The organism is Aquabacterium sp. NJ1 (genome assembly GCF_000768065.1).
GTDB lineage: Bacteria > Pseudomonadota > Gammaproteobacteria > Burkholderiales > Burkholderiaceae_C > Aquabacterium.
Map to the genome: position 1 here is coordinate 3,530,526 of NZ_JRKM01000001.1, position 24,806 is coordinate 3,555,331.

At 63.0% G+C, this 24,806-nt stretch carries 24 protein-coding genes and 2 pseudogenes; 14 read left to right on the forward strand and 12 right to left on the reverse strand.

What is annotated here, in order from left to right; translation table 11 throughout:
- Nucleotides 1-91: 91 nt before the first annotated feature.
- The 12 genes and pseudogenes from JY96_RS15155 to JY96_RS15215 all read left to right on the forward strand — a co-directional run.
- On the forward strand, nt 92-1,072 hold the full coding sequence (locus JY96_RS15155; protein WP_035038661.1) for an MBL fold metallo-hydrolase: 981 nt from the start codon (nt 92-94) through the stop codon (nt 1,070-1,072).
- Between the two features lie 227 nt (nt 1,073-1,299).
- Entirely contained in the window at nt 1,300-2,742 is a 1,443-nt protein-coding gene (locus JY96_RS15160) for a S41 family peptidase (RefSeq protein WP_035038662.1), read from the forward strand.
- A gap of 45 nt (nt 2,743-2,787) precedes the next feature.
- Nucleotides 2,788-3,576: a HesA/MoeB/ThiF family protein gene (locus JY96_RS15165; RefSeq protein ID WP_035038664.1), complete on the forward strand. Its 789-nt coding sequence runs from the start codon at nt 2,788-2,790 to the stop codon at nt 3,574-3,576.
- Nucleotides 3,577-3,707: 131 nt separating this feature from the next.
- The gene (locus JY96_RS15170) at nt 3,708-4,613 is read left to right on the forward strand and encodes a TIGR00730 family Rossman fold protein (protein ID WP_035038666.1); all 906 of its coding nucleotides are present in this window, start codon (nt 3,708-3,710) and stop codon (nt 4,611-4,613) included.
- Nucleotides 4,614-4,631: 18 nt separating this feature from the next.
- A complete protein-coding gene (gene rocF / locus JY96_RS15175; protein ID WP_035038668.1) occupies nt 4,632-5,594 on the forward strand; it encodes an arginase in 963 nt (320 codons plus the stop codon).
- A 112-nt stretch (nt 5,595-5,706) separates the two neighbouring features.
- Nucleotides 5,707-7,113 carry a patatin-like phospholipase family protein gene (locus JY96_RS15180; protein ID WP_081961296.1) on the forward strand — a complete coding sequence of 469 codons (1,407 nt, stop codon included), beginning with the start codon at nt 5,707-5,709 and terminating at the stop codon, nt 7,111-7,113.
- A gap of 52 nt (nt 7,114-7,165) precedes the next feature.
- Complete coding sequence (rplU, locus tag JY96_RS15185) at nt 7,166-7,477, forward strand: 50S ribosomal protein L21 (RefSeq protein ID WP_035043084.1); 312 nt, start codon at nt 7,166-7,168, stop codon at nt 7,475-7,477.
- Between the two features lie 57 nt (nt 7,478-7,534).
- Nucleotides 7,535-7,792 carry a 50S ribosomal protein L27 gene (rpmA, locus tag JY96_RS15190; protein ID WP_035038670.1) on the forward strand — a complete coding sequence of 86 codons (258 nt, stop codon included), beginning with the start codon at nt 7,535-7,537 and terminating at the stop codon, nt 7,790-7,792.
- A gap of 200 nt (nt 7,793-7,992) precedes the next feature.
- Nucleotides 7,993-9,096 (forward strand): annotated as a pseudogene (gene cgtA / locus JY96_RS24045) (Obg family GTPase CgtA); the annotation flags it as partial.
- Nucleotides 9,097-9,719: 623 nt separating this feature from the next.
- Entirely contained in the window at nt 9,720-10,838 is a 1,119-nt protein-coding gene (proB, locus tag JY96_RS15205; RefSeq protein WP_035038672.1) for a glutamate 5-kinase, read from the forward strand.
- 250 nt (nt 10,839-11,088) lie between these two features.
- On the forward strand, nt 11,089-12,159 hold the full coding sequence (locus JY96_RS15210) for a putative solute-binding protein (protein WP_081961297.1): 1,071 nt from the start codon (nt 11,089-11,091) through the stop codon (nt 12,157-12,159).
- A 174-nt stretch (nt 12,160-12,333) separates the two neighbouring features.
- Nucleotides 12,334-13,176: pseudogene (locus JY96_RS15215) on the forward strand (ATP-binding protein); the annotation flags it as partial.
- A 24-nt stretch (nt 13,177-13,200) separates the two neighbouring features.
- Here the strand turns inward: JY96_RS15215 and JY96_RS15220 are convergent.
- The 11 genes from JY96_RS15220 to JY96_RS15270 form a co-directional block, all read right to left on the reverse strand.
- Nucleotides 13,201-14,256 (reverse strand): YeiH family protein, encoded by a 1,056-nt coding sequence (locus JY96_RS15220; protein ID WP_052162581.1) that lies wholly within the window; start codon nt 14,254-14,256, stop codon nt 13,201-13,203.
- A gap of 23 nt (nt 14,257-14,279) precedes the next feature.
- Nucleotides 14,280-15,056, reverse strand: coding sequence for a ferredoxin--NADP reductase (locus tag JY96_RS15225; protein ID WP_035038674.1), 777 nt, complete (start codon nt 15,054-15,056; stop codon nt 14,280-14,282).
- A 20-nt stretch (nt 15,057-15,076) separates the two neighbouring features.
- Nucleotides 15,077-15,394: a DUF971 domain-containing protein gene (locus JY96_RS15230; protein ID WP_035038684.1), complete on the reverse strand. Its 318-nt coding sequence runs from the start codon at nt 15,392-15,394 to the stop codon at nt 15,077-15,079.
- Nucleotides 15,384-16,256, reverse strand: coding sequence for an ABC transporter ATP-binding protein (locus JY96_RS15235; protein ID WP_035043110.1), 873 nt, complete (start codon nt 16,254-16,256; stop codon nt 15,384-15,386). The genes JY96_RS15230 and JY96_RS15235 overlap by 11 nt, the downstream gene beginning before the upstream one ends.
- The gene (locus JY96_RS15240; protein ID WP_035038686.1) at nt 16,256-17,218 is read right to left on the reverse strand and encodes an ABC transporter permease; all 963 of its coding nucleotides are present in this window, start codon (nt 17,216-17,218) and stop codon (nt 16,256-16,258) included. Before JY96_RS15240 ends, JY96_RS15235 begins: the two co-directional genes overlap by 1 nt.
- Before the next feature lie 4 nt (nt 17,219-17,222).
- A complete protein-coding gene (locus JY96_RS15245) occupies nt 17,223-18,674 on the reverse strand; it encodes an ABC transporter substrate-binding protein (RefSeq protein WP_052162582.1) in 1,452 nt (483 codons plus the stop codon).
- 84 nt (nt 18,675-18,758) lie between these two features.
- Nucleotides 18,759-19,094 (reverse strand): ferredoxin FdxA, encoded by a 336-nt coding sequence (gene fdxA, locus JY96_RS15250; RefSeq protein WP_035038687.1) that lies wholly within the window; start codon nt 19,092-19,094, stop codon nt 18,759-18,761.
- The gene (locus tag JY96_RS15255; RefSeq protein WP_035038688.1) at nt 19,091-20,065 is read right to left on the reverse strand and encodes a HEAT repeat domain-containing protein; all 975 of its coding nucleotides are present in this window, start codon (nt 20,063-20,065) and stop codon (nt 19,091-19,093) included. The genes fdxA and JY96_RS15255 overlap by 4 nt, the downstream gene beginning before the upstream one ends.
- Nucleotides 20,066-20,075: 10 nt before the next feature.
- The gene (locus tag JY96_RS15260) at nt 20,076-20,309 is read right to left on the reverse strand and encodes a ferredoxin family protein (protein WP_035038689.1); all 234 of its coding nucleotides are present in this window, start codon (nt 20,307-20,309) and stop codon (nt 20,076-20,078) included.
- 30 nt (nt 20,310-20,339) lie between these two features.
- Nucleotides 20,340-22,070: a fumarate reductase/succinate dehydrogenase flavoprotein subunit gene (locus JY96_RS15265; RefSeq protein WP_035038690.1), complete on the reverse strand. Its 1,731-nt coding sequence runs from the start codon at nt 22,068-22,070 to the stop codon at nt 20,340-20,342.
- A 12-nt stretch (nt 22,071-22,082) separates the two neighbouring features.
- The gene (locus JY96_RS15270) at nt 22,083-22,868 is read right to left on the reverse strand and encodes a GntR family transcriptional regulator (protein ID WP_052162583.1); all 786 of its coding nucleotides are present in this window, start codon (nt 22,866-22,868) and stop codon (nt 22,083-22,085) included.
- A 358-nt stretch (nt 22,869-23,226) separates the two neighbouring features.
- Between JY96_RS15270 and JY96_RS22405 the strand changes: the two genes are divergently transcribed.
- Together JY96_RS22405 and JY96_RS22410 are read left to right on the forward strand one after the other, a co-directional pair.
- Nucleotides 23,227-23,820, forward strand: a complete 594-nt coding sequence (locus tag JY96_RS22405; protein ID WP_152606525.1) for a hypothetical protein — start codon at nt 23,227-23,229, stop codon at nt 23,818-23,820.
- Between the two features lie 25 nt (nt 23,821-23,845).
- Nucleotides 23,846-24,439 carry a GMC oxidoreductase gene (locus JY96_RS22410; protein WP_052162585.1) on the forward strand — a complete coding sequence of 198 codons (594 nt, stop codon included), beginning with the start codon at nt 23,846-23,848 and terminating at the stop codon, nt 24,437-24,439.
- A 78-nt stretch (nt 24,440-24,517) separates the two neighbouring features.
- Here the strand turns inward: JY96_RS22410 and JY96_RS22885 are convergent, their stop codons facing one another.
- Nucleotides 24,518-24,685 carry a DUF3149 domain-containing protein gene (locus tag JY96_RS22885; protein WP_081961301.1) on the reverse strand — a complete coding sequence of 56 codons (168 nt, stop codon included), beginning with the start codon at nt 24,683-24,685 and terminating at the stop codon, nt 24,518-24,520.
- Nucleotides 24,686-24,806 lie beyond the last annotated feature (121 nt).

Below are 24,806 nucleotides of genomic sequence, written 5' to 3' on the forward strand. Positions count from 1 at the left end.
GGTGGCCCCTGCATGCGGGTGGCGATCCCCCCTAGACTTTGGCTCCCGTTGTACCCAATCGTTGCACCCAGACCACCCAGGAGAAAAGCACATGGTCCGTCCATCCCGCTGGTTCGCCCCGCTTGCATTGAGTCTCATGACATGGGCAGCCTTGCCCGCCGCGCACGCCGAAGCGCCGCAAGTCCTCACCCAGGTGCCCGGCTACTACCGCCAGATGATCGGCGCGTTTGAAGTCACCGCCCTGTATGACGGCCAGATCAACCTGGACGGCAAGCTGCTCAAGAACACCACGCCCGAGCATGTCCAGAAGCTGCTGGCCAGGATGTTCCGCACCAACCCCACGCCCACGGCCGTGATCGCCTTCCTGGTGAACACCGGCAACAAGCTGGTCCTGGTCGACACCGGTGCGGCCAAGGTATTCGGCCCCACGCTGGGCCAGGTCCTCAGCAACCTGAAGGCCGCCGGTTATGACCCCGCCCAGGTGGACACCGTCTTGCTGACCCACCTGCACGGTGACCACGTGGGTGGCCTGCTGACGCCCGAAGGCCAGCCCGCCTTCCCGAACGCCCAGGTCTATGCCGCCAAGGCTGATGCCGATTTCTGGCTGAGCCCCGCCAGCCTGGCCAAGGCCCCTGATGACAAGAAGATGTTCTTCAAGGCGCCTCAGGATGCCACCGCGCCCTACATCAAGGCCGGGCATTTCAAGACCTTTGAGGGCAACAGCGAGATCCAGCCCGGCATCAAGCCCGTGGACGAGCATGGCCACACGCCTGGTCACACCGGTTACCTGTTCGAATCCAAGGGCCAGAAGCTGCTGATCTGGGGTGACGTGGTGCACAACGCCGCCGTGCAATTCCCGCAGCCCAAGGTCACCATCGAGTTCGACAACGACCAGGCCAAGGCACTGGCCACCCGCATGAAGGTCTTCGGCTGGACGGCCAAGGATGCGCTGCTGGTAGCGGGTGCCCACCTGCCGTTCCCTGGCATCGGCCACGTGCGCGCCGAGGGCAAGAACAGCTATACCTGGGTGCCGATCGACTTCGCACCGGTGGCGCCCACACCGGCGCCCTGAGACGGGTTGGCCGAGCCCAACAGCCCGCCCTGTCGTCACGTTTGTGCGACAGGGCGGGCTGAAATGCCCGTTTCGGCGCCGGAATTGGCGTCAATCCGAGCAACAGCGCCAGAACTGCGCCCTTATTCCCTGCGAGGAGGGGCCGCGCGGTCCTATACTGAGCAGTCATCAAGCAGGTTGAGCACATAAACCTGCGTCGCTGTGGTTCGAAAAGGCATATACACGCCATGACTTCCAAATTGAAGATCGCAGGCTGGGTCGCGCTGGGTGCGCTGGCCGGCGGCTTGACCACCATGCAGATCGGTGCCACGGCCCGAAACTCGGTGACGCCCTTGCCGCTCGAAGAAATGCAGCAGCTCGCGGCGGTATTCGGGATGATCAAGACCGATTACGTCGAACCCGTTGACGAAAAGAAACTCATCAGTGACGCCATCGGCGGCATGGTTTCCGGGCTGGACCCGCACTCGGTTTATTTCGACAAGACCACCTTCAAGGAATTCCGTGAAGGCACGACCGGCAAGTTTGTCGGTGTGGGCATCGAAATCGGCATGGAAGACGGCCTGGTCAAGGTCGTCTCGCCCATCGAAGGCTCCCCCGCCTTCCGCGCCGGCCTCAAGACCGGCGACCTGATCACCAAGATCGACGAAACCTACGTCAAGGGTCTGACCATGGACCAGGCCGTCAAGCGCATGCGCGGCGAGCCCAACACCAAGGTCGTGCTCAACATCTTCCGCAAGTCCGAGAACCGCAGCTTCCCGGTCACGATCACCCGCGAGGAGATCCGTGTCCAGAGCGTGCGCGCCAAGATGATCGAGCCGGGTTACGGCTGGGTGCGCATCACCCAGTTCCAGGACCGCACGGTCGAAGATTTCGCGGCCAAGGTCGAGAAACTCTACAAGGACGACCCCAAGCTCAAGGGCCTGGTGCTGGATCTGCGCAATGACCCGGGTGGCCTGCTTGAGGGCGCGATTGCCGTGTCTTCTGCCTTCCTGCCCAAGGACGTGACGGTGGTGTCCACCAACGGCCAACTGCCTGAATCCAAGGCCGTGTTCAAGGCCCGTTCCGAAGATTACTCGCGCCGCTTTGGCTCGGACCCGCTGGCCAAGCTGCCCGCCGCGCTCAAGACGGTGCCGCTGGTGGTGCTGGTCAACGAAGGCTCGGCCTCTGCCAGCGAAATCGTCTCGGGTGCCCTGCAGGACCACAAGCGTGCCGTCATCATGGGTGGCCAGACCTTCGGCAAGGGCTCGGTGCAGACCGTGCGTCAGCTGACGGCCGACACCGCCCTGAAGATCACCACCGCCCGTTACTACACGCCAAGTGGCCGCTCCATCCAGGCCAAGGGCATCGTGCCGGACGTGATGGTGGACGAAAGCGCCGATGGCAACCTGTACTCGGCCCTGCGTGTGCGCGAGGCCGATCTGGACAAACACATCACCAGCGGCCAGGGTGCCGAGGTGAAGGATGCCGCCCGTGAAAAGGCGCGCGAAGAGGCGATCAAGAAGCTGGAAGAAGCCAGCGTCAAGAAGAACGAGGCACCCAAGCCCCTGCCCGAGTTTGGCAGCGCCGAAGACTTCCCGCTGCAACAGGCGCTCAACAAGCTGCAAGGCAAGCCCGTGCTGGTCTCCAAGACCATGACCGAGCGCAAGCCCGAGGACAGCAAGGCCCAGTGATCCGGGCTCGCCCGCATCGCTGAACCCAAACACAGGGGCGCCGCCTTGGACGACGACCAGCGCCTGCGCTACAGCCGCCACCTCCTACTGGACGAGTGGTCGGAAGAAGCGCAGGACCAGTTGCTGGCCTCGCACGCCCTGGTCATTGGCGCCGGGGGGTTGGGCGCCCCAGCCCTCATGTACCTGGCTTCGGCCGGGGTAGGGCGCATCACCGTGGTCGACCCGGACACGGTCGACATCACCAATCTGCAGCGCCAGATCGCGCACACCACCGAACGTGTCGGGCAGCCCAAGGTGCTGTCTGCCGAGCTGGCCTTGGCGCAACTCAACCCGGGTGTGCAGGTGCATGCCATCGCGCAGGCGGCCGACGAGGCCTTGCTGCATGAATGGGTGCCGCAGGCCCAGGTGGTGCTCGATTGCACCGACCGCTTCGCCATCCGGCAGTTGATCAACCGCGTCTGCCGAGAGGCCGGCGTGCCGCTGGTGTCCGCATCCGCCGTGCGTTTCGACGGCCAGATCAGCGTGTTCGACCCGCGTGTGCCGACCGGGCCTTGTTATGCCTGCCTGTTCCCGCCCGATGCGCCGCCCGAAGAAACCCGCTGCGCCATGCTGGGCGTGTTCGCCCCGGTGGTCGGCATGATGGGTGTCATGCAGGCGGGTGAGGCACTCAAGCTCTTGCTGCAGTCGTCGCCCATGTCGCCCTGGGCCGGGCACGAGAGCCTGGCTGGCCGCTTGCTGCTGCTCGATGGGCGAACCTGGAGCTGGACGGAGATGCGCGCCAAACGCCAGCCCAACTGCCCAGTGTGTGGCCCGGTGTGTGGCTCGGCGCAGTGACTGCGGTGAAATCGCAACTCCCTTGGCTTGACGGTCTTATTTGACGGCACCGCACGGGCGCCCCGCTGCATACTGACAAACAAGCGCCGCTCATTTGCAGGCGGTGCAGCCATCGAGCAGGACCGTTTGTCATGAACAACCCCAAAGAGCTTCTGGAACGCAACTTCCCCACGGCGGGCCAGGATGCCCGCAGCGTCAGCAAACCCTCGCTCTACGCCGGCCCCGACAGCAGCTACGACCTGGCCTTCACCGATCAGGAATTCCTGCTGCACCCCGATCTGCGCCCTGTGCGCATGCAGCTGGAGTTGCTCAAGCCCGAGATGATCCAGCGCGAAGAGGCCATCGAATCCACCATCGTGGTGTTCGGCAGCGCGCGCATCCTGCCGGCCGAGGTCTCGCAGGCCAAGCTGCGTGAAGCCATGGAGTTGCCCGACGGCCCCGCGCGCGACCAGGCCATGCGCGCCGCCCAGCGCCATATCGAGATGTCGCGTTATTACGAGGAGGCACGCGCCTTCTCCAGCATCGTCACAGAGAACTCCACGCGGCTGCAAACGCCCATCTACGTGGTCACCGGTGGTGGGCCGGGCGTCATGGAGGCGGGCAACCGCGGCGCCTTCGAGGTGGGCGGCAAGAGCCTGGGCCTCAACATCGTGTTACCGCACGAGCAGGAGCCCAACCCCTACATCACGCCGCGCCTGTGTTTCCAGTTCCACTACTTTGCGCTGCGCAAGATGCACTTCCTGATGCGCTCGGTGGCGCTGGTGTGCTTCCCCGGCGGCTTCGGTACGCTCGATGAACTCTTCGAGACGCTGACCCTGATCCAGACCGGCAAGTGCCGCAAGCGCCCCATCCTGCTGTTCGGGCGCGACTTCTGGACCAAGCTGATCAACTTCGATCACCTGGTCGACACCGGCATGATCAGCCCGGAAGACCTGAACCTCTTCCACTACGTCGAAACGGCCGATGAAGCCTGGGCCACCTTGCAAAAGGTCTACGGCCTGGGCAAGCCAGACGACGACTCCGCCTGCGGCTGGTAAGACCACCAGGAGCCTGGCATGAACACCGATGTCATCGACCCCGTCACCCGCTTGCGGCTGATCGGTGTGCCGACCGACATCGGGGCCAGCATGCGTGGCGCCTCGCTGGGGCCGGAAGCCTTGCGTGTGGCCGGGCTGCCCGAGGCCATGGCGCGCCTGGGCCTGCAAGTGCTGGACGCGGGCAACCTGCAGGGGCCGCCCAACCCGTGGCAACCACCGCAGGACGGCCACCGGCATCTGGCCGAGAGCCTGGCCTGGAATCAGGCGGTATTCGAGGCCGTGTCGCAGGCCCTGCAGGCGGGCGAGGTGCCCATGATGCTGGGTGGTGACCACAGCCTGGCCATCGGTTCCATCGGCGCCGTGGCGGCGCACTGCCGCGCCACCGGCCAGCGCCTGCGTGTGATCTGGCTGGATGCCCATGCCGACTTCAACACCAGTGACATCACGCCCAGCGGCAACATCCATGGCATGCCTGTGGCGGTGCTGTGCGGCCACGGCCCGGCCAGCCTCTTGCGCCTGGCCGGCAACTGGGGTGCCGCCACCGCAGGCCCGCCAGCCTTGTCGCCCGAAGACATCCGCCTGATCGGCGTGCGCAGCGTGGACCCGCTGGAGCGTCGCTTTGTGCATGCACAAGGCCTGGAGGTATTCGACATGCGCCACCTGGACGAGCACGGCATGCGCGCCGCCATGCAGCAGGCCTTGCTGGGCGTCGATGACCGCACCCATTTGCACCTGAGCTTCGATGTGGATTTCCTCGACCCCGACATCGCCCCCGGCGTGGGCACCGCCGTGCGGGGCGGGCCGTCTTACCGCGAAGCCCAGTTGTGCATGGAGATGATCGCCGACACCAGTCGACTGGCTTCACTGGACGTGGTCGAACTCAACCCCGCGCGCGATGTGCAGAACCGTACCGCCGAGCTGGTGGTGGACCTGGTCGAGAGCCTGTTTGGCAAGTCCACCCTGATGCGCTGGCGGCCTTGATGTCGAGCTGCCTTGTTGCGTGGATGGCCTGGATGGCCCGCCGCAGCAGGTCAGGGGCGATTAAGCGGCGCAAGCCCATCAACTTTTGCCAACTATTTGCCGATAAAGGCCCATGAGCCTGCCTGGAAAGACTGCCCTGATCCTGACTGGTGGTGGCGCACGAGCCGCCTACCAGGTCGGTGTGCTGCAAGCACTGCAGCTGATTCGCCGTGAATGCGGCGAAGGTCGGCGGGGCAACCCTTTCCAGATCATCAGCGGCACCTCGGCCGGCGCCATCAACGGCCTCGCGCTGGCCTGCCAGGCCGACCACTACGACCTGGCGGTGCGTGCCATGGTCGAGGTCTGGCGTGATTTCCGCTCCGAGCAGGTCTACCGCTCCGACTCCCTGGGCGTGATCCGCTCGGGTGCCCAATGGCTGACCTTGTTCTCGCTGGGCTGGGCCGTGGCGCGCTGGCGCAAGGCGCGCCCCCGCTCCTTGCTGGACAACGAGCCGCTGCGCGAGTTCCTGCCCTCGCTGTTCCAGGTGGACCGCCTGCCGCAACTCATGGCGGACGGCCATCTGGATGCCGTGGCCATTTCGGCGTCCAGCTACACCACGGGTGAGCACGTCACCTTCTATGACAGCGTCCACCCGATCACGCCCTGGGCGCGTTCGCAGCGCATCAGCGTGAAGGATCAACTGGGCCTGGACCACCTCATGGCCTCGTCGGCCATTCCTTTTGTGTTCCCGGCCATCAAGCTGCATGTCGATGGGCGCCCGCATTACCTGGGTGACGGCTCCATGCGTCAGGCCGCGCCCATCTCGCCGGCCATCCACCTGGGGGCCGACCGCATCCTGGTGATCGGGGCCGGGCGCCTGCACGAGCCCCCCGCACCGCGCGAGGCCGTGGTCGAGTACCCGAACCTGGCGCAGATCGCCGGCCACGCCATGTCCAGCATCTTCCTGGACGCGCTGGCGGTGGACATCGAGCGCATGCAGCGCATCAACAAGACCTTGAGCCTGTTGCCGCCCGAGGCCCGTGCCCAGTCCAGCTTGCGCCCGGTGGACATCCTGGTGATCGCGCCCAGCCAGCGCATCGACGACATCGCGGCCCGCCACCTCTGGGCCCTGCCGCCCGCCGTGCGCGCCATGCTGCGTGCGGTGGGTGTGTACGGCCGGGGCAAGACGGCGCGTGGCTCCGCGCTGGCCAGTTACCTGCTGTTCGAGTCTTCGTTCACCCGCGAGCTGATCCACCTGGGCTTCACCGACGCCCTGGCCAAGCGCCAGGAGGTACAGAGCTTCTTCGGTTGGGGGCAGCCGGGGGCCGGGGAGGGTGAGGGGCCGGGGGGGCCGCATTTGGCTCGTGCGGATGGTGCCGATCAGGGTGCCGGGCTCGCCGCACCGCCCAGCCGCTACGACGCCACCTTCCACGTGCCGGCCTTCATTCCGCCGACCATGCCCGTCGCGGAACTGGTCGGGCCGCATCGCCCCTTTACATCACAAAGAGACCGTGCTAAAGTGGAGAGCTTCGCTTTGTAAACCTGTTGAAGGTTTCGGGGTGGAGAAGTTCTTTTCTTTGAAAGGTCTCAACATGTACGCGGTCATAAAAACCGGCGGCAAACAATACAAAGTTGCTGCAGGCGAAAAAATTAAAGTAGAACAGATTGCTGCGGACGTTGGCCAAGAGATCGTGATCGACCAGGTTCTGGCAGTCGGCTCCGGCGCAGAACTCAAGGTTGGCACGCCCCTGGTGGCTGGCGCAACTGTCAAGGCAACTGTTGTTTCTCATGGTCGTCACGACAAGGTCCGCATCTTCAAGATGCGCCGTCGTAAGCACTATCAGAAGCGCCAAGGTCACCGTCAGAACTTCACCGAGCTGCAAATCAGCGCCGTGAACGCCTGATCTCGCGCCTTGATGTTCAAACATCACGTCTAACCTCAGTCACCAAGGAGCAGATCCATGGCACAGAAAAAAGGCGGCGGTTCCACGCGGAACGGCCGTGATTCCCAACCGAAGATGCTGGGTGTGAAGGCTTACGGCGGTCAAGTGATCCCCGCTGGCTCGATCATCGTTCGCCAACGCGGCACCCGTTTCCACGCTGGCACCAACGTCGGCATGGGCCGCGACCACACCCTGTTCGCGCTGGTCGATGGCACAGTGTCCTTCGCCACCAAGGGTTCGCTGAACCGCAAGACGGTCATCGTCACGCCGGTTTGATCGATCTCTGATCGGTCGACAACGCTTGCCCGGCTCCGGCTGGGCGGCGTGCTGAACCAAAGCCCCGGTCTGCCGGGGCTTTTGTCATTTCTTGTCGTTTCTTTCCCGGTCTTGATCTCGCCCCGTGACATGGTGGTGAAGATCGGCCTCGCCAGACGGGATAATCACCGTCTTGCCTCCAATCCAAGGACACCCGCCTCATGAAATTCGTTGATGAAGCCACCATCGATGTGGCCGCCGGCAATGGCGGCAGCGGTTGCGTCAGCTTCCGTCGCGAGAAATTCATTCCCTTCGGCGGCCCCAACGGGGGCGACGGCGGGCGAGGCGGGCACGTCTATGTGGTCGCCGACCGCAACATCAACACGCTGATCGACTACCGTTATGCCCGCCGCCACGAGGCGCGCAACGGTGAGGCCGGTCGCGGCTCCGACCAGTTTGGTCATGCCGGCGAGGACATTTTCCTGCGCATGCCCGTGGGCACCATCATCCGCAACTTTGAGACCGGTGAGGTGATGATGGAGTTGCTGGAGCACGGCGAGCAGCGCCTGCTGGCCAAGGGTGGTGACGGCGGCTTCGGCAACATGCACTACAAGAGCAGCACCAACCGCGCACCCAAGAAGAAGACGCCCGGCTGGCCCGGCGAGATCTTCAAGATCAAGCTGGAGCTGCGTGTGCTGGCTGACGTGGGGCTGCTGGGCATGCCCAATGCCGGCAAGTCCACGCTGATTGCCGCCATCTCGAATGCGCGCCCCAAGATTGCCGATTACCCGTTCACGACCCTGCACCCCAACCTGGGTGTGGTGCGCGTGGGCCCTGAGAAGAGCTTCGTCGTGGCCGACATCCCTGGCCTGATCGAGGGGGCCTCTGAAGGCGCGGGTCTGGGCCATTACTTCCTGCGCCACCTGCAACGCACCCGCGTGTTGCTGCACGTGGTGGACCTGGCCCCGTTCGACGACACCGACCCGGTGGCGCAGGCGCGTGCCATCGTCAACGAACTCAAGATCTACGACCAGGCCTTGTACGACAAGCCACGCTGGCTGGTGCTCAACAAGCTGGACATGATCCAGCCCGAGGACCGCGCCAAGAAGGTGCTGGAGTTCGTGCGTCGTTACGGCTGGAAGGGCCCTGTGTTCCAGATCTCGGCGCTGACCCGCCAGGGCTGCGAACAGCTGGTCCAGACCATTTACCAGCACGTGGCCGCCATGCAGGAGCACCACACCGAGGCCGACATCCGCTTCGACGGTGAAAGCCTGCCCATGGCCAGCGACCTGATGGCTCGCGCCGGCCTGAGCTATGACGATGACATTGAAGCCCTGGTCAAGCCCAAAAAGGACGAGGCCGAGGCAGCCGTGGTGAAGAAGTCGGTGGCCAAGAAGCCAGTAACCAAGAAAGCCGCAGTCAAGAAAGTAGCCGCCAACAAGAAGCCTGTGACAGAGCCGGTTGGGGCTGACAAGCCTGTTGCCAAGGCGCCTGTGAAGAAGGTCGCGGCCAAGAAGGCGCCGGCAACCAAAAAGGCTGCGGCCAAGAAGGCCGCAGCTAAAAAGGTCGTAGCCAAGAAAGCGGTCGCCAAGACACCCGCCAAGAAGGCGGTCGTGAAGGTGGCCGCTAAAAAGGTTGCAGCCAAAAAGGCCGCGGTCAAGCAGGTTGCCGTTAAAAAGGCGGCGAGCAAGACTGTTGCCCGCAAGGCGCCAGCGCCAGCCAAGAAAGCCGCCGTGAAGGTGGCTGCCAAGAAGGCCCCGGCCCCGGCGAAAAAGGCAGCGACCAAAAAGGTGGTGAGCAAGACTGCTGCCCGCAAGGCGCCCGTGCCGGCCAAGAAAGCCGCCGTGAAGGTGGTCGCCAAGAAGGCTGTGGCCAAAAAGGCGCCAGCCCGCAAAGCCGCCCGTTGATCTCTTCCGTTTGACCTCAGCCTGAACGCCCGAGCCCACCCATGAACGATGTGTTGAAGAACGCCCGCCGCATTGTCGTCAAGGTGGGGTCCAGCCTGGTCACCAACGAAGGCAAGGGCGTCGACGCCGAGGCCATCGGCACCTGGTGCCGCCAGATGGCCACCCTGGCCGCCGACGGGCGCGAAGTCATCATGGTGTCCAGCGGCGCCATTGCCGAAGGCATGAAGCGCCTGGGCTGGGCGGCGCGCCCCAAGGAGCTGCACGAGTTGCAGGCCGCCGCCGCGGTGGGCCAGATGGGCCTGGCGCAGATGTACGAGACCAAGCTGCGCGAGCACGGCATGGGCAGCGCCCAGGTGCTGCTCACGCACGCCGACCTGGCCGACCGCGAGCGTTACCTCAATGCCCGCTCCACGCTGCTGACCCTGCTGTCGCACAAGGTGGTGCCCGTTATCAACGAGAACGACACCGTGGTCACCGACGAGATCAAGTTCGGTGACAACGACACCTTGGGCGCCCTGGTGGCCAACCTGGTCGAGGCCGATGCCCTGGTCATCCTGACCGACCAGAAGGGCCTGTACAGCGCCGACCCCCGCAAGGACCCCAACGCCCGCTTCATCGACGTCTGCACGGCTGGGGACCCCGCGCTGGAGCAAATGGCCGGTGGGGCCGGTTCACGCGTGGGCACAGGCGGCATGATCACCAAGGTGCTGGCCGCCAAGCGCGCGGCCGGCAGCGGGGCTTCCACCGTGATTGCCTGGGGGCGTGAGCCGGACGTGCTGGTGCGCCTCACGCAAGGCGAGGCCATCGGCTCGTTGTTCGTGGCCGCCACCGCCAAACTCACGGCCCGCAAACAGTGGATGGCCGACCATCTGCAACTGCGCGGTGCCGTGGTGATCGACGATGGCGCCGTAGTCAAACTGCGTGATGAAGGCAAGAGCCTGCTGCCCATCGGCATGGTCGAGGTGGTGGGCGACTTCCACCGTGGCGACGTGATCGCCGTGCGCAACCGGGCTGGGCAGGACGTGGCCCGTGGGCTGGCCAACTACGCGAGCAGCGAAGCCCGTCTGATCGCGCGCAAGGCGTCGTCCGAGATCGAGGCGGTGCTGGGCTTCACCAGCGAGCCCGAGATGATCCACCGGGACAATCTGGTTCTGGCCTGAGTTTGGCGTCACGAGCGCGGCACGGGTCCGCCCGCAGTGCTGTTGGGGTGTGCTTTCACGGCTTGCAAGCACGTTAACGCCAGGTAACGTCTGTCAGGGAAATTTCACCCGTCGCAAGCGTGGGCACGCTTTTGACCCCCCTCTTTACTCGTGACCAAGGGTTCGTACTGTCCTTGGGGTGGTGGCGTTTTACGTTAAAACCGTGACCCTTGTTTCCTTTTCTTTCTGAATCCTCCAAGGAGGTCTCCTGATGGCCCTGATCCAACGCACCCTCGCTCGCCTTTCCCCTCTTTCTCTGGCTGCTGTCGCTGTACTGGGCGGTACCCTGGGTGTCACCGCGTCGGCGCAAGCCAAGACCCTGGTCTGCGTCTGGGACGTCGCCGGCAAGACGGGTGATGTGTACGCCTCCGCGACCGACTACGCGCTGGCCATGCAGAAAAATGGCGCCGACATCGAGCTCAAGAGCTATGTGGACGAGCGCGTCGCCATCGAAGACTTTCGTGCCGGCCAGTGTGACGGCGTGATCGCCACGGCCTTCCGTACCCGCCAGTTCAACATGGTGGCTGGTTCGCTGGACAGCATCGGTTCGACCACCGTGATCAAGAACGGCAAGGTCGACATCGACGCCAGCTACGAAGTCGTGCGCAAGGTGATCCAGGTGTTTGCCTCGCCTCAGGCCAGCAAGCTGATGGTGGAAGGCAATTACGAAGTGGGTGGCATCTTCCCGCTGGGCGCCGCGTACCCCATCGTGCGTGACCGCAAGATCAATTCGGTTGAAGCCCTGTCGGGCAAGAAGATCGCCGCCTTCGACTACGACAAGGCCCAGGGCGTGATGATCCAGCGCATCGGCGCGCAGCCCGTGTCGGTGGACGTCACCAACATCGGCCCGAAGTTCAACAATGGCTTCGTGGACATGGTGACCCTGCCTGCGGTGGCCTTCAAGCCCTTCGAGCTGTACAAGGGCATTGGCACGACCGGTGGCATCGGCCGCTTCCCGATCATGATCCCGACGGTGCAGGTCATCCTCAACAAGACCAAGTTCCCTGAAGGTTTTGGCGAGAAGTCGCGTCAGTACTGGCTGTCGCAGTTCGACCGTGCCCTGGGCATCATCCAGACGGCCGAGAAGGGCATCCCCGCCAAGATGTGGGACGACCTGCCTGCCGAGAGCATTCCCAAGTACGTGCTGATGTTCCGCGAATCGCGTATCGAGATCGCCAAGCAAGGCCTGTACAACAAGCAAGGCTTGAACATCATCAAACGCGCGCGTTGCAGCATCAACCCGGCTGACGCCGAGTGCGCCACCAAGACCGAAATCGAGTAAGGCGGGGCACCTCCTGAGGGAGGTGTTGGTGTCTCACCGATGTATCAATCAAAAAGGGGCTCCTGCATGGAGCCCTTTTTCATGGGCTTCGGTGTCGGGCCTGCATCTTGCTGCAGACTGCATGAAGGATCATTGAACATGTCAAACGAGTCAACCACAGCGCCGGCAAAGCCATCGCATCTTGTTCGTCACAGCATCCAGGGTGTGCGGCATGTGTTGGCCGTGTCTTCAGGCAAAGGCGGTGTGGGAAAAAGCACCACGGCGATGAATCTGGCGCTGGCCCTTGCAGATGAGGGGGCACGTGTTGGCCTGCTGGACGCTGACATCTATGGGCCCAGCGTGCCCAAGATGATGGGTGTGGTGGGCTGCAGACCAGACAGCAATGACGACAGGCAGACGATCAACCCCATTTGGGCGCATGGCATTCAGCTCATATCCATCGGCTTTTTGACAGACGATGACAGTCCGGTCATCTGGCGAGGAGCGGCAGCAAGCCAGATGCTGGAGCAATTGATCAGGCAGACCCGTTGGCTGGACCTGGACTACCTGGTGATTGACATGCCGCCCGGTACTGGCGACATCCCCTTGAGTCTGTGCCAGCGCACGCCTTTGAGTGGCGCGGTGATTGTGACCACACCCCAGGATGTGGCTTTGCTGGACGTGATCAAGGGTGTGCGCATGTTCCAGAAGGCCGATGTGCCTGTTCTGGGTGCCATCGAAAACATGGCCGTGCATGTGTGCCGGCAGTGCGGTTTTGAGAGTCACCCTTTTGGCCAAGGCGGTGGCGTGCGTCTGAACGAGGTCACCGGCGTCCCCTTGCTGGCCAGCTTGCCGCTGGACATGCGCGTGCGCGTGCAGGCCGACGAAGGTGTACCTATTGTACGCAGCGACCCATCAGGTGCGTTGGCACAGCGCTATCGCCAACTGGCACGTGACCTTGTGGCCGCCATCGCGCAGGGCGAGGCGGGCCGCCCGGCACCTGTTGGTCCGCGCATCGAGGTATCTGGTAACACCTGAAGCCGGAGGTTTGTTGGCGTCGGGCTATCGAGACGAGATCAGCAGCCCACCGCACAACACCATGCCGGCCAGCCACACTGCGCCGATCAACATGGGCACCATGATGCGCCAGCCAGCCTGGCGCAGCATGCCGATCGAGCTACGCATGCCCAGGGCTGCCGCAGAAAGAGCCAGGCATGACTGGGACAGGTCGGACAGCAAGCGGCCTGTCGCAGGCGGCAGCCATTGCAAGGACTGCAGCGCGGCCAGCCCGATGAAGAGCCGCATGAACCAGGGTACCCAACTGGGCTTGACCTTTTGGTGAGGCCAGGCGGCCGATAAAGGGTGAGTAGCCTGATGCCAGCGCAACAAGGCCGAGACCAGCAGCACAACCACCGCCAGCAAGGACACGCGCAGGAGCTTGACGATGATGGCAATGTCGCCCACGTCGCGGCTCATGGTGTAGCCCGCCACCATGACCTGGGCCACATCGTGGATGCTGCCGCCCAGCATCAGGCCCGATTGATAGGGCCGCAGCGCCAGCCAGTTGCACAGCAGCGGGTAGCTCAGCATGGCCATGGTTGACAAGGTGGTTGCGCACACGACGATGGCGAGCGTGCGCTGCTCGGTGAGTCGGTCACGCGGCACGACCGCCGCAATGGCCAGGGCCGCCGAGGCCCCGCAGATGGCGGTGGCGCCGCCGGCTATCAGCCCAATGCGCCAGGGCATGCCCAAGCCCTTGACTACCAGGGCCACGCACACGATGGTGCTGGCCACGGCCGCAAGAATCAATGCCACGGTGGGCCAGCCCAGCGAGGCCATCTGGTGCAGCGTGATGCGCGCACCCAGCAGGCCGATACCGAGTCGAAGCAGCGTTTGTGCACTGAAGCTCACGCCGGCACCATGTCGCGAGGTGCCACTCAGCTCATGAAAGGCCATGCCCATCAGCAGGGCGTACAGCACACGCGGGCCGCCCCATCGCATCTCCACAAAGGCGGCGGCCATGCCGATCACGCCGCACAGTATCAAACCAGGGGCCAGCGAGCGCCCCTGGTGCTTGAAAGCAGGCCAGCTCAGGACCGGCAGATTGGGCAGGCTCATGTCGCGTTGCGGCTTACTGGCGCTCACTTGTCGACGAAAGCGCGTTCGATCACGTAGTGGCCGGGCGTGCTCATGTTGCCCTCACTCAGGCCTCGTTCGTCCAGCAGGCCTTTGGTGTCACGCAGCATTTCGGGGCTGCCACACAGCATGAAGCGATCGGTATCTGGGTTCAGGTCGGGCAGCTGGATGTCGGCAAACAGCTTGCCTGAGCGCATCAGGTCGGGGATGCGGCCCTGGTGTATGAAGGGCTCACGCGTGACCGTGGGGTAGTAGATCAATTGCTTACTGATTTGCTCGCCCAGCCATTCGTGCTGCGGCAGCACGTTTTCGATGTGATCGCGGTAGGCCAGCTCGGCCATCTGCCTGCAGCCATGCACCAGTACAACCTTTTCGAATCGCTCGTAGACATCAGGATCCTGGATGATGCTCATGAAAGGTGCCAGGCCCGTGCCGGTGGCCAGCAGGTAAAGGGTCTTGCCCGGCATCAGGTTTTGCAGCAACAGCGTGCCCGTGGGTTTGCGGCCCACCAGCACCTTGTCACCCGGCTTGATGCGCGACAGGTGCGAGGTGAGTGGCCCATCTGGCACCTTGATGCTCAGGAAGGTAAGCTGCTCATCGTGGTGCGCACCGGCCATGCTGTAGGCACGCATCAAGGGTTTGTCGTTGATGGGCAGGCCGATCATGGCGAACTGCCCGCTTTGAAAGCGAAAGCCCGGCTCGCGCGTGCCGCTGAACGAGAAGAGGCGGTCTGTCCAGTGGTGGACTTCGGTGACGGTCGATTCAAAGTAGATGCTGGACATGGTCGTGATCCTTTTTTTGATCAGGTGGCCAGTGATTGCAGATAGGTCCATGGGTAGATGCCGCGGTCGTGGCCATCGCTGAAATGCAATTGCAGCCCGACATCGCCGATGGACGTGATGGCGGTCAGTTGCACATCGGGGTCGATGGCCGTGGCCTCATTGGGTGTGCGGCGCCTGCGGCCTTCGCACCAGGCGCATTTGCAGGCACTGCGTAGCTGCCCGTGACCCAGGCTGATGCTGTAGCCGTCGGCCCAGCGCAACTCCAGCCTGCGGCTAAGCTGGTGGATGACGACCTGGTTGGGCAAGGTCCTATCCGGGGCGGCGGTTTCACATGACATGGGCGGCTCCTTGTGGGCCCACTTCGGTGCTCAGCCCGGCCAGGCCGCCTTCCTTGAGCTCGCCCCTCATCGAAGCCAGGCTCTCTTCACGTATCAAGGCGCGCACGGTCTGTACGAGCGTGATGAACTCGGGCGAGGCCATCATGGCGGGCGTGCGGGGGCGGGGCAGCTCGACGGCCAGTTCGGCCTTGATGCGACCGGGCCGGGCCGTCATCACATAGATACGGTCAGACAGGAAGATGGCCTCGTCGATGTCGTGCGTGATGAACAGCACCGAGATGCGCAGGCGCTGCCACATATTGGTCAGGATCTCCTGCATGACCACGCGTGTCTGCGCATCGAGCGCGCCAAAGGGCTCGTCCATCAACAGGACTTGTGGGCTGGTGGCCAGCGCGCGCACGATGCCCACGCGTTGCTTCATGCCGCCAGAAAGCTGGTCGGGGTAGTGGTTCTCGAACGAGAGCAGACCCGCCAGGCCCAGTAGCGTGCGGGCCTGGCATTCGCGTTCCATGCGTGCCATGCCGTGCATCTTCAAACCGAATTCGACGTTCTTGCGCACGGTCATCCATGGGAAGAGCGAGTACTGCTGGAAGACAACGCCCCGGTCCGGCCCTGGGCCGTGGATGGTCTTGCCATCGACCGTGAGCGTGCCGGCGCTGGGTTCGATGAAACCCGCCACGGCATTGAGCAACGTCGATTTGCCGCAGCCAGATGGCCCGATCAGCGAGACAAACTCACCTGGCTCAACATGTAGTGAAACCGACTGGACGGCCTCCATGCTGCCCGTGCGTGTCTGAAAGCGGATGCCTACCTCGTGGGCCTTGATGTGGCCCAGGCTGGCCTGTTCAGTGCCGAGTGACATCATGCGCCCCCTTTGGATGAACTGGCCTGCCAGGGCATGACCATGCGTGCGGCCAGTCGAATCGCGCCACTGCACAGCAGGCCCAGCACGCCGATGGTGATCATGCCCAGCGCGATCTCGGCATAAGAGATCAGCGAGTAGGCTTCCCAGGTGAAGTAACCAATGCCGAACTGGCCCGAGATCATCTCGGCGGCGATCAGCGAGACCCAGGCCACACCCATGCCCACTGCCAGGCCGGTAAAGATATGGGGCAGGGCGGCGGGCAGCATGATCTGCCACAGCATGTGTCGCTCGGGGCAACCCAGGCAGCGCGCGGCGCGCAGCAGCACGGGGTCGATGCCCTCCACGCCGTGGATGGTGTTGAGAAGGATGGGGAAGAAGGCGCCGATGAAGGTGATGAAGACGATGCTGACTTCATTGTCCGGCCACAACATGATGGACATGGGCACCCAGGCAATGGCGGGGATGGGGCGCAACACTTCGAGCGCGGGCAGGGTCAGCATGCGTACGAAGCGGTATCGGCCAATCAGCAGTCCCAGGACCATGCCCGACAAGGCTGCGCCAACAAAGCCCAGCATGATGCGGCGCACGCTGATGCCGATGTTGGTCATGAACTGCGGGGACTTGTTGACCTCCAGCAGTTTCTCGAACACGGCAGCAGGTGTGGGGATGTTGGCGAAACGGATGTAGAGGTCAAGCTTGTAACGTGTGGCCAGGTCCCACATGAGCAGCACGGCGCCAATCGATACAGCACCCAGCAACATGGGTAGCCATTGCCGGGTCAGCCAGGCGCGCAGCCAGCCTGGCCGTGAAGCGGTATCGGGCAGTGTGGCTCGACGTGTGGGTGGCGGCGCGTCATGCAGGATCACGGTCGGCCCGTTGACCTGTGTCAGTGCGGGCGTGGCGGCGGGGCGCGGGTCACGGTGAGGGATGGGGGCTTGCGCCCAGTTGGCAACGCGCATGACTTCAGCCTCCTGCTTTGGTCATGGCCAAAGCTTCCGTGTAGGTCACCAGCCTGCCTTTGGTTCTGGCAGCATGAGCTTCGGCATCCTTCTTGAGCAGGAAAGGCACGAGCGTGGGCTTTTTGGCATCGCTGTTGTCCAGCGCGAAGAAAGCCTTGTCAGCAAACAGCTTGATGCCCAGCGCCTTGTCATACAGATAGGACACGAGCACTTTCTTGCCCAGCTTTTCGTAGTGGTTGATGCCGCGCAGTGTGCACATGGCAGAGCTCAAGGACACGACGCCGCTGTCAGCCAGCCAGATCTGGCCCGCCTCCTTGGGTTGGGTGATGGGCTGTTTGCAGATTGGATCCTTGCCCGTGACCTCGTAGTTGGCCAGCGTCTGCTTCTGGGCGTCATAGTCCAGGCCGCGTTCCTTGAATGCCTGGCGGACATAGGTTTCGTTGACCCAGGCATCGACGTCGAAGTCCTTGACTCGGCCCAGCTTCTGCAGCACGCCATGGGCGGTCTTGACGGTGTCGATCCAGCGTGGCTTGATGGTGGGGTCCAGCGTGTGGATGCCGCCCGGGCCCAGGAAGATGTAGGCCACTTCTTTCTCAATCTTGGTCCACTCCTCGATCTTGGTGGCCGCAGCCACTGGGTCCTTGCGCACCCAGTCGTTGGCATCCATCAAGGCCTTGATGTAGGCCACGACCACTTCAGGGTACTTCTCGGCGAAGTCCTTGCGCACCACCACACCATGGAAGGTGGGCACCTTGGTCTGCACGCCGTCAAAGATCTTGCGTGCAAAGCCGCGGTAGGGCAGCAGTTCCGCAAAGGGTACGAAATCGCCGTGTGCGTCGATCTTGCGTTCCTGTAGATTGGTGGTGCCCACTTCGGGGCTTTGGCTGACCAGGTTCCAGAAGTCGGGGCCCCAGCCGCGCTCTTGCATGGCCTGCAGCATCATGCCGTGTGCAGCCGAGCCAAACGGCACGGACACCGTCTTGCCCTTGAGGTCGGCCAGGTCGTAGTAGGGGCTGTCTTTGTGCACGACCACGCCATTGCCCGCACCAAAGGCGTTGTAGGCGATGACCGCGATCAGCTGCGTCTCGTTGCCCTTGTTTTGCTGGCCTGTGGCGCCGTTGACCATCAAGGGGTAGTCGCCCATCATGCCGATCTGCAGCTTGTTGGCGATCATGCCGTTTGTCACGGGCGGGCCCGATGTGGCGTTCTGCCAGTCGAGCTTGAAAGTGATGTCCTTGTACTTGCCTGTCTTGGGCAGGTACTTCTCTAGCAAGTGCAACTCTTTGATCACGATGCCGCCTGTCACCGTGTTGGTGGTGGTGTTCTGGGTGCCGATGCCCAGGGTGATCACTTCGCCAGCGCGCGCCGACGTCGGCAGATGCATGGCGGCTGCACCAAGCAGCGCGAGGGCAGCGCGACGCGCGGCAAATCGTATGGGGGTTACAGGCAGGATCATCACTTCACTCCATTCATGGATGCTTCAGGTTGGCGCGGCTCAGCGTTTGGATGTCGTTGTGGCTTGTAGTCCAGGCGGCGTGTGTCAGGCGGGCGCCTCCGTGATCAGCAAGTGGCGCTTGTCTGGCTTGTCTGCCCATTCGTCGGCGTCGGGTAGCGGCGCTTGCGAGGCGGTGATCACCGGCCAGGTCTGGGCCAGGTCGGCATTGATGACCAGGAAGTCCATCTGATCTGGCCTCAGATCGGACTCTTCCGCAATCGCGTCAACCGGGCACTCGGCGATGCACACGCCGCAGTCGATGCACACGAGGGGGTCGATGACCAGGAAGTTGGGCCCTTCATGAAAGCAGTCGACCGGGCACACAGCGACACAATCGGTGTACTTGCACTGGATGCAGGCATTGGTGACGACGTGGGTCATGACGCGGCTCCCGAGAGGATTGGGTCGGGCATGCTCAGCTGGGTCAAAGCCAGCTTGGCCAGCTTGCGCACGTCCGGGTCGCTGTCATGCAAAGCGCGTTCCAGCGATGGAATGGCGCGCGCGTCGCGCAATTCGCCCAGTGCGATCACGGCTTCCTTGCGCAGGTTGCTGATGGGGTGTTCGAGGGCCTGCCCCAATGCGGGCAAGGCTTCCTTGACTTTGAGGCGGCCCAGCGCCCGTGCAGCCTTGAGGCGCACTTGCCAGTAGGCATCCTCCATGGCCGCAATCAGGCTGGCGCTGCCGGGCAGCAGGCCCAGCTTGCCCATGGTGTTGGCGGCCTCTTCGCGTACCTGCCATTCGCTGTCGCCCAAGGCGCGGCTCAAGGTGGGCTGTACGCTGACGTCGCTGCTGCCGTTGGCAAAACCCAGGGCACCCACGGCGGCCCGGCGCACATCGGCATCTTCGTCGTGCACGGCCATCTGCGTGAGTGCGCCGATCGTCTGCATTTGCTTGAGGTAGGCGATCACGCCCACGGCCTCGCGCCTGACCTGTGCATGTGGGCTTTGCAAGGCCGCCAGCGCGGGTGCCATGGCAGCAGGCGCACGCAAGGCCTTGACGGCATGCATCGCAGAGGCCTGTACCCATGGGTCGGTATCGCTCAAATAGGGCAATAGCGCGGAGCTGGAAGCCACATCCTTCAGCTCGGCCAGTGTGTAGGCCACGGCTTCGCGCACGGCCTCGTCGCTGTCCTTGAGCAAGGGCACAAGGGCAGTCAGCACCTCGGGCTCTTCAAAGCCTTCAAGGGCTTTGGCGGCCTCCAGACGTACCACGGCGCTGTCGTCGCCAAGGGCGGCTGTCAACAGGGGGGCGATGTCATCGACCTCGTCGCTGTAGGGCAGGTCGATCACGGCCAGACGACGCACTTCGGCATCGGCATGGCGCAGTCGGTCTTCAATGGTGTGGCCTTGCATGATCAGGCCCTCAGCGCACGAGGTAGGGGATGTTGACGTGCACGGCGCCGGTTGGGCAGTCCTTCTCGCACGGCATGCAATACCAGCATTCATCGAACTTCATGAAGGCCTTGTTGCTGACCATGTCGATGGCCAGTACATCCAGCGGGCAAACGTCCACGCAGACGGTGCAGCCTTTGTCGGCAATGCACTTGGACTGATCGACGACCACGGGGGCTTGGGTTCGGGTGACAGCGATACTCATGGGATGCTCCTGCAAACGGTGGCGATGGAATCAAGCGGCTTGTGCGGGTGTGGCGACCCGCAGGCGCTGGTAGGCTGACTTTTCTTGTTCGTTGAGTTCGACCACATAAGGCTCAACCTCGCGTTTGCGAAAAACCATGTCGCCGTTGGCTGCCTTGCCCACATTGCTGTGGCAGAACCAGTTCTCGTCGTCTTTCTCGGGATGGTCCACGCACAGGTGGTACAGGCCCCAGCGGCTTTCGGTGCGGAACAACGAGGCGCGCGTGGCCAGCTCGGCGCAGTCACGGATGGCGTAGGCCTCCATGGCGCGCATCAGTTCGTGCGGGTTATCGGCGCTCATGTGATCCAGGTCTTCGCGGATCTCGTCAAAGCGTTGCAGCGCTATCTCCATCTTGCGCGTGACCTTGGGTGGCTGCAGGTAATCGTTGACGATGCGGCGCGTCTTGTACTCGACCTGGAAAGGCGTGAGGCCTTCGCTGCGATTGAGTGGCGCGGCGATGCGGGCCTTCTCTGCCGCGATGGCATCGGTGTTCAATTGGGCTGGTGCCTGGTCGGCCACATAGCTGGCCGCGTTCTCGCCGCAGAACTTGCCATATACAAAGGCGCCCAGCATGTAGTTGTGAGGGATGCTGGCGCAGTCACCCGCCGCATACAGGCCGGGGATGGAACACTCGCCGCGCTCGTTGGTGTAGATGCCTGATGCGCTGTGACCACTGCAAAAGCCGATCTCCGAGATGTGCATCTCGATCATCTTCTTGCGGTAGTCATTGCCGCGTTGCTCGTGGAAGCGCCCGCGGCTGGGCCGCTCGTTGGTATGCAGGATGTGCTCGATCTCGGCAATGGTCTCTTCGGCCAGGTGATCGAGCTTCAAGAAGACCGGGCCGCGACCCCCTTCGAGTTCGTTGAAGAACTCCAGCATCATCTGGCCGCTCCAGTAGTCGCACTCGATGAAGCGCTGGCCTTCGGCATTGGCTGTGTAGCCACCGAATGGGCCGGTCACGTAGGCGCAGGCCGGGCCGTTGTAGTCCTTGATGAGGGGGTTGATCTGGAAGCACTCCAGATTGGTCAACTCGGCCCCGGCGTGATAGGCCATGACATGGCCTTCGCCACAATTGGTGGGGTTCTCGTAGGTGCCCCAAAGATAGCCCGATGCAGGCAGGCCCAGGCGGCCTGCTGCACCCGTCGTGATGATCACGGCCTTGGCCTTGATGACGTAGAAATCAGCGGTGCGGCAATCGAAGCCCATGATGCCGCAGGCCTGGCCATCAGGCCCGGTCAGAACCCGGGTCACGACCACGCGGTTGGTGATGTCCACGCGTGCCTTCTTGAGTTGGCGGTACAGCACCCGCTTCATGTGGTGGCCTTCGGGCATGGGCAGCACATAGCTGCCCAGGTGGTGCACCTTGCGTACGGCGTAATCGCCGGTCTCGTCCTTTTCGAACTTGATGCCCCACTTGTCCAGCTCTTCGATCATCGCGAAGCTGTTAGCTGCGTAGGCGTACACGCCCTTTTGATCGACGATGCCGTCATTCGCCACCGTGATCTCTTTGGTGTACTGCTCGGGCGTGGCGTGGCCCGGTATCACCGCGTTGTTGAGGCCATCCATGCCCATCGAGATGGCGCCGCTGCGCTTCACATTGGCCTTGTCGATCAGCAGCACCCGTAGCTTCGGGTTCTTCTCTTTGGCTTTCACAGCGGCCATCGGGCCGCCTGTGCCACCGCCGACCACAACAATGTCGTACTCCAGCTCGATCGTGTCCATGTTGGCTCTCTCTCAGTCTTGGGGGTGAAGGGGTGTCCGCTCGACACGGACCTTGTAGGTGAATGCGTCACCTCGGTAATAGAGGTGCTCGTAATCGAAGGGCTGGCCATCCATCGTGTGCGTCGTGCGCTCGATGAACAGCACGGGCGAGCCGTCCGGCACGCGCAGTTGTTCGGCCAGGCGTTCGTCAGCCACCATCGAGCCGATCTGCACGTCGGCGTGCCCCAGCAAGATGCCGTAGTCGTTCTCGACGATGGCAAACACATCTCGTGTGGCGAGGTCTTCCTTGATCAGGCGCGCACCCAACTCGACCGACACATAGCTGATGTCCAGTGAGATGGGCTCGCGGTTCAGAAAGCGCAGGCGTTGCAGTTCGCACACCTTGTCGCGCTTGCCCAGTTGCAATCGCTCTTGCACTTGCGCAGATGGTTTGACGTCACGCAGGCTCAGTACACGCGAGTAGGTCTCGTAGCCCATCTGGCGCATGGCCTCGCCGAAGCCTTGCAACTTGCCCAGGTCCTGAAACGCCTTGGGCTTGGAAACGAAGGTGCCCTTGCCGTGGATGCGGAAGATCAGGCCTTCGTTTTGCAAGTCATTAAGCGCCTGTCTGACTGTGATGCGGCTGACACCGAAGGACGCGATCATCTCGCTCTCCGATGGCATCTGCTCGTGGGGCTTGTAGGTGCCGTCGAGGATGCGCTCGCGCAGATGCTCTTTGATCTGCGCGTACAAAGGCGCAGGCGACAGTTGCAGCACCGACGCGGCCGGCGTTTTGGGGTGTTTGGGTAAACTTGTCATAACAAGTCATAATGAGCAAACGCTGTGCCATGCTTTTTACGCTGTCAAGGAGGGGTTTGTGCTTTATTGATGTGCGTCAACGCACCAATTGCCAACGCGCGGGGCTGGCAACCGGCGCACGCGACCTGCTAGTGGCGCGGCTTTGGTGCGCGGCATGCTCGAATAGGGGGTAAACGCGTGACGCGCCCATTTTTTCAAGGGGGCTCTTCAGCCTGACCAATCCCCATGGTTGTCAGGCGCAGTCAATAGCTGGACGGCAAGGTCTGCCTTCTCGCCCGATGCCCTTGCCAGGTGGCTCAAGGATCACGTCACGGCGGTGTTCTCGACCGTGGCAGGGTTCATCCCCATCAGCAGTTTGTTGAAGACGCCCGTTTCAGCAGGCATTCTGGATGTGGCCTCGTCGCCCAATATGGATGTGTATCTGGGCCGTGGCGTGGGTGGTGGCTCACTGGTGAACCTGGCCATGTTGATCACGCCTTATCGCGAGACGCTGCAACGCATCCTGCCTGCCAGCATCGACATCAACGAGCTGTACAACACCTACTACCCGCGCGCGCTGGTCGGGCTCAAGGACAACAAGATTCGCCCGCCGTATTTCCAGCCCAGTGCCTACCACCGCTACGCCCGCGTGGCCTGCACCCAGGCCGCCAAGGCTGGCATCCTCTGGCGCTCGCTGGATTCTGGCTATGACATGGCCTACATGGAGCAGGAAGAGACGGGCTCCGTGCCCAAGTCAGCGCTGGGCCGCGAGGGCGGTTTTGGCAGCAACTATGACAAGAGCAGCCTTGACAAGAACTACCTGGCCGAGGCCGTGGGCACCGGTCTGGCCAGCATCCAGCCTTTGACCGAGGCCGCCTCCATCACGCGGGGCGAGGATGGGCGCTACCATGTGTCGACCAAGCAGATAGATGCGAGGGGCGCGGTGCTGTCCACGCGCGCACATCAATTGTGATCGCCTGCCCCTGGGCGGCGGCAGCATGGGGACGACGCAGTTGCTGGTCAAGTACCGCGCGACAGGCACCTTGCCGGATCTCAACGAGTACGGGGGCACGCGTTGGCGTTCCCATGGCAAGATTTTCATGGTTCGCTACGTGTTCACGCCAATGGGCACCAAGACTTCGGTGTCGCCTTGTACTGGCATTGACGCGCTGGATCATCGCAAGCAGCAGGTGTACTCACCGAACTTCTCCATGACGCAGACGCCAGAATTGGGCAGGTTCAGTTTCGACGCTCAGACCAATCAGTCCGTTCCGCAGTGGCCCAGCAGTGCGAAGACCGAGCCGGTCACGAGCGGGCACGCCGTTTATGACCGCATCAACAAGGCCAACGGCGCTACGTACAACAAGCGTTGGCTTGGCGGCAAGACGGAAGAGGATAACGCCACTTGCCACCCACTGGGTGGTTGCTCGCTCGGCCTGGCTACGGGTAACCTCGGCGAGGTCAAGAGCTGCCCGGGCATGTACGTGATGGACTCGTCCATGTTCCCGGATTCACTGGTGGCAAACCCGACCTTGTCGACGATGGCGTTCGCAGAGCGCAGCATCGAGCGGATCATCGCGCAGTCGCGGTAAAGAGAGGCGCGGGCCGGTCACCCATCCCGGGTCACCGGCCTGGATGAACCAGAATGTCAGGCCAACAGCCTGTGTCAGTCAACCACCATGGGCTTCGCGCACCAGGCGGTCGTGGCGCTCGGTGTCTTCCTTCACATGCTTGGCCACGTAGTGGTAGATGTAGCCCAGCATCACGAACATGAAGGCAATCACGGCCAGACTCATCAGGCCATAGTCGGTGGTGAAAAAGTCAATCCAGGCGTGCATGGTTGTTCTCCGTTCAAATCACAGGGTTGATCTGACGCCTGTTGCGCCCGATACGCTCTGATCCACATCAAGCCTGAGACTTGAAACCCCCCACCGTACCGAAGGATTTGACACGGCACAA